This is a genomic window from uncultured Brachyspira sp., assembly GCF_944393015.1.
In the GTDB taxonomy this organism is placed as follows: domain Bacteria; phylum Spirochaetota; class Brachyspiria; order Brachyspirales; family Brachyspiraceae; genus Brachyspira.
This window is the reverse complement of record NZ_CALXYQ010000102.1, coordinates 1-2,555: the sequence shown is the minus strand read 5'-3', so window position 1 is coordinate 2,555 and position 2,555 is coordinate 1. Positions and strand designations below refer to the sequence as shown.

The window sequence follows — 2,555 nt, the reverse complement described above, 5'->3', positions numbered from 1 at the left end:
GACAAAGTTAAAAATTTTCAGTATATTATAAGACTTTATTCTTCCATTCAATAACAAGGATTTGAAGCGTTTGAAAAATACATGAATAAAATAAAAATTATAAGGTATCAATAAATTAATAATTATAATGCAAATAAAAAGGCATACATAAATTAATATGCATACCTTTAATTTCCTTAATTATACATTATATAATTTTAATCTCTGCTTCTTGTTTTGGCTAAAAGTTTTAATATTTCTAAATAAAGCCATACCAAAGTAACAAGAAGTCCAAACGCAGCATACCATTCAAAGTATTTAGGCATATTATACTCTTCGCCTTTCTCCATAAAGTCAAAATCTAAAAGCAAATTAAATGATGCAATAAGAACAACTACAACACTTATTCCAATGCTTAAAGGGCTTGAACCATATAAGAAAGGAATTCTAGCTCCAAAGAATGACATTATAAAATTAACTAAATATACAAGACCTATACATAATGTAGATACAGTTATTACACTTCTTAATTTTTCAGTTACTCTTATTATTCTAAATCTGTATAATACTAACATTATAAATAAATCTAAAAAAGTAAGAAATACTGCTTGTACAACTATACCCTCATAAGCAGCATTGAAAACATAAGAAACCGCCCCTATAGCAACACCTTCAAGTATTGCATAAAGTATAGAAAACACTTTAGCCAATTCTTTTTTGAAAGTCATTATCAAAGCTAAAACAAAAGAAGCTATAGATGATCCTAAAGCAGCAGGATAAAGAAGACCAGGATTTGCTGCTAAAACAAAAAACACACTTACCATAGCTGAAAGTATTAACACTAATGTAAGTATTATTGATTTGTTAATTGCCCCATTAACAGTCATTGTGTTATCATTTTCATAACTTGATGCATAATTAAATGCCTTATCTGATAAAACAGGATTTGCCATAATTTTAAACCTCCAAAATTGTTTTTATTTGATTTACTATTATATAATAAGTTTAATAAAATACTAGTCTAAAGTATAACTAATTATTTTAAATAAAGTAATATTATTGTTTTGATTTATATACAATCATAAAAATTAAATTCGTTTATTTTCCTCATCTTCTGCTATTTTCTTTACAAGAAGTACACCAATTAAAGTTAAAACAAGTAATATAAGCTTATGAACAATTGCTGTTATTAACTGAGTTATTATAAATGCTATTAAAAAAGACACTGCATATTTAGAAAAAGTATTAGGAAGAAAAGAAGCATTTTCTAATTTAAAATGATAAATAATAAAAGTTAGTGGTACAGCAATTATAATAGTAAATATAGAAACTGATATTATAGAAGCCGACATAATTTTTTTATTTACTTTTTTATTTTCTTTTTCCATTTTTCAAAAACCTCCAAAATTGTTTTTATTTAGTTATTTATATTATAATAATTTAAATAAAATACCTATATAAAGTATATATAACTAATTATTTTAAATAAAGTAATATTTGCAGCTATATAATGAAATATGATAATAAATTTTTTATGAGTAAAAAATATAGAAATATTTTGAAAAATATATCCTAAACTATTGTCTTTTATAATTTTTATACATTATATATAGGTAATAAACTTTTTTACCGCATACGCCAGACTTGCTTACTACATACGGTAGCAGGCATACAGAGAGAAAAACGTATTGCTATAACTTTATATATTTTAAAGATATTTATTGAATGTATGAGATATCCTAAATATGGACTTCATCAAATGCAGTTGTTGCAAAGTGTATCCAAGTTTATTAATGATATAAATTCTTTTATACCAATACAATAATTATTTTGTACTAATAGAAAAATAATAAAAAGATAAAAATAAATTTTTGACAAACTTAAAAATTTTAGTGTATTTTACTAAAATATTTATTTTTAGAAAAAATGTTTTCTCATCTCTTCCAATAATTCTTTGTTTAATTGATAATCAGAATGATTTGGTATAATAGAATCAATGCCGCAATATGGACAAATAGCAGTTAAATCATTTTCATCTTCTATCCAATCAGTTATAAGTTTAGGACTAAAAATGCTCACACAATAAAAACAGCCGCAAACATCTTCTTTCATTAATAATTCTTTATGATTAGAAGACAATTTATGTATTTTTAATAGTTTTTCAATCATCATTTTTATTAAATAAATTGTTAATCTTTCATTCTTTCATTCTTTTTTTGATAATTTTTATTAAAACAACACATACTAATATAGCGATAATGAAAGGCACTGCAAAAATAAAAGAAACACTAGGAGGAGCAGAAGCCCCATCAAATTTAATAGCATAATACATATAACCATAATTGAAAGCAACTACAGTAACCATCATATAAGAAAATAAATAGGCTATAATTTTAATAGTTTTTATAATTCTTTCTTTATTATTCATTTATAAATCTCTTTATTAAAGAATTAAAGTTTAAATATAAAAAATCCCAACAGAAATAAATCTATTGGGATAAATATATAATATATACCCGGCAACGTTCTACTCTCCCGTAAAGCTACCCTTACAGTACCATCGACGATGAAAGGCT

At 23.9% G+C, this 2,555-nt stretch carries 4 protein-coding genes; all 4 read right to left on the bottom strand.

What is annotated here, in order from left to right:
- Positions 1-197: 197 nt before the first annotated feature.
- Complete coding sequence (locus tag Q0K19_RS15095) at positions 198-932, bottom strand: Bax inhibitor-1/YccA family protein (RefSeq protein ID WP_297249417.1); 735 nt, start codon at positions 930-932, stop codon at positions 198-200.
- Between the two features lie 135 nt (positions 933-1,067).
- Positions 1,068-1,367: a hypothetical protein gene (locus tag Q0K19_RS15090; RefSeq protein WP_297249415.1), complete on the bottom strand. Its 300-nt coding sequence runs from the start codon at positions 1,365-1,367 to the stop codon at positions 1,068-1,070.
- Positions 1,368-1,896: 529 nt separating this feature from the next.
- Positions 1,897-2,091 (bottom strand): cytoplasmic protein, encoded by a 195-nt coding sequence (locus Q0K19_RS15085; protein ID WP_297249413.1) that lies wholly within the window; start codon positions 2,089-2,091, stop codon positions 1,897-1,899.
- 85 nt (positions 2,092-2,176) lie between these two features.
- Positions 2,177-2,407, bottom strand: a complete 231-nt coding sequence (locus Q0K19_RS15080) for a hypothetical protein (protein WP_297249411.1) — start codon at positions 2,405-2,407, stop codon at positions 2,177-2,179.
- Between the last annotated feature and the right edge of the window lie 148 nt (positions 2,408-2,555).

Coding starts and splice junctions, on each gene's coding strand:
- Q0K19_RS15095 (WP_297249417.1), bottom strand. CDS start 932: ATGGCAAATCCTGTTTTATCAGATAAGGCATTTAATTATGCATCAAGT.
- Q0K19_RS15080 (WP_297249411.1), bottom strand. CDS start 2,407: ATGAATAATAAAGAAAGAATTATAAAAACTATTAAAATTATAGCCTAT.
- Q0K19_RS15090 (WP_297249415.1), bottom strand. CDS start 1,367: ATGGAAAAAGAAAATAAAAAAGTAAATAAAAAAATTATGTCGGCTTCT.
- Q0K19_RS15085 (WP_297249413.1), bottom strand. CDS start 2,091: ATGAAAGAAGATGTTTGCGGCTGTTTTTATTGTGTGAGCATTTTTAGT.